At 70.8% G+C, this 1,380-nt stretch carries 1 pseudogene; it reads right to left on the bottom strand.

Features of this window, described 5'->3' with window-relative positions:
• A pseudogene (locus C0R46_RS20590) lies at positions 1–1,380 on the bottom strand (hypothetical protein); the annotation flags it as partial.

A 1,380-nucleotide genomic window follows, 5' to 3' on the forward strand; every position in this document is an offset into this window, starting at 1 on the left:
CGACGCTGTCCACCACCGGCAGGCCGGTGTTGAGGCCGACGGTGAGGTCGGTGTCGCCTGGTGCCGAAGCACCGCCGCCGAGGAGACCACCGGCCGTGTCCGTGACACCACCGACAATGCTGCCGGTCGTGTCGGCTGCTGCGCCGAGCGTATCACCCGCCGCATCGATGACCCTACCGACCACCGGAGCTGCGACCGAGCCAGCCGTGTCGAGCGCCGAGCCAGCCGTATCAACGACGCCACCAACAACGCTTCCGGTCGTGTCGATGACGCCGCCAACGATGTCGGTGACAGCGCCAACCGCAGCGGGCACGTCCGCACCGATGCCGAGGTCGATGTCCCCGACGAGGCTTTCCACCGGATCGAGGCTGACGCCCGCGCCGACGCCGTCCAGCACCGGCAGGCCGGTGTGGAGGTCGAGCGTTAGATCGGTGTCGCCAGGCGCCGAAGCACCGCCGCCGAGAAGGCCGCCAGCCGTGTCCGTGACCGTGCCGAGCGGATCGGCAAGAGTACCGCCGACGGTATCGATCACCGCGCTGCCGGCTGCTGCGCCGAGCGTATCACCAGCGGTGTCGATGACGCCGCCGAACACCGGAGCTGCCACCGAGCCAGCCGTGTCGAGCGCCGAGCCAGCCGTATCAACGACGCCACCAACAACGCTGCCGGTCGTGTCGATCACGCCGCCAACGGTGTCGGTGCCAGCGCCGACCGCAGCCGGGACATCCGCGCCGATGCCGAGGTCGATATCGCCGACGAGGCTTTCCACAGGATCGAGGCTCACGCCGGCACCGACGCCGCCCACCACCGGCAGGCCGGTGTCGAGGTCGAGCGTCAGGTCAGTGTCGCCCGGCACTGAGGCACCGCCGCCGAGAAGGCCGCCAGCCGTGTCCGTGACCGTGCCGAGCGGATCGGCGAGGGTGCTGCCGACGGTATCGATCACCGGCGTGGCAATCGTGCCGGCCGTATCCGTAGCGCCGCCGATGATGCCGCCGGCGGTGCCGGCTGCCGCGCCAAGCGTGTCGCCAGCCGTGTCGATGACACCGCCGACCACCGGAGCTGCCACCGAGCCAGCCGTATCAACCACGCCGCCGACAACGCTGCCGGTCGTGTCGATCGCACCTCCGACGGTGTCGGTGACAGCGCCGACCGCAGCCGGGACATCCGCGCCGACGCCGAGGTCGATGTCGCCAACGAGGCTTTCCACAGGATCGAGGCTCACGCCGGCACCGACGCCGCCCACCACCGGCAGGCCGGTGTTGAGGTCGAGCGTCAGGTCGCTATCGCCGGGCGCCGAAGCGCCGCCGCCGAGAAGGCCGCCAGCCGTGTCCGTGACCGTGCCGAGCGGATCGGCAAGAGTACCGCCGACGGTATCGATCACCG

It is taken from the genome of Mangrovicella endophytica (assembly GCF_002893625.1).
Taxonomy (GTDB): domain Bacteria; phylum Pseudomonadota; class Alphaproteobacteria; order Rhizobiales; family Rhizobiaceae; genus Mangrovicella; species Mangrovicella endophytica.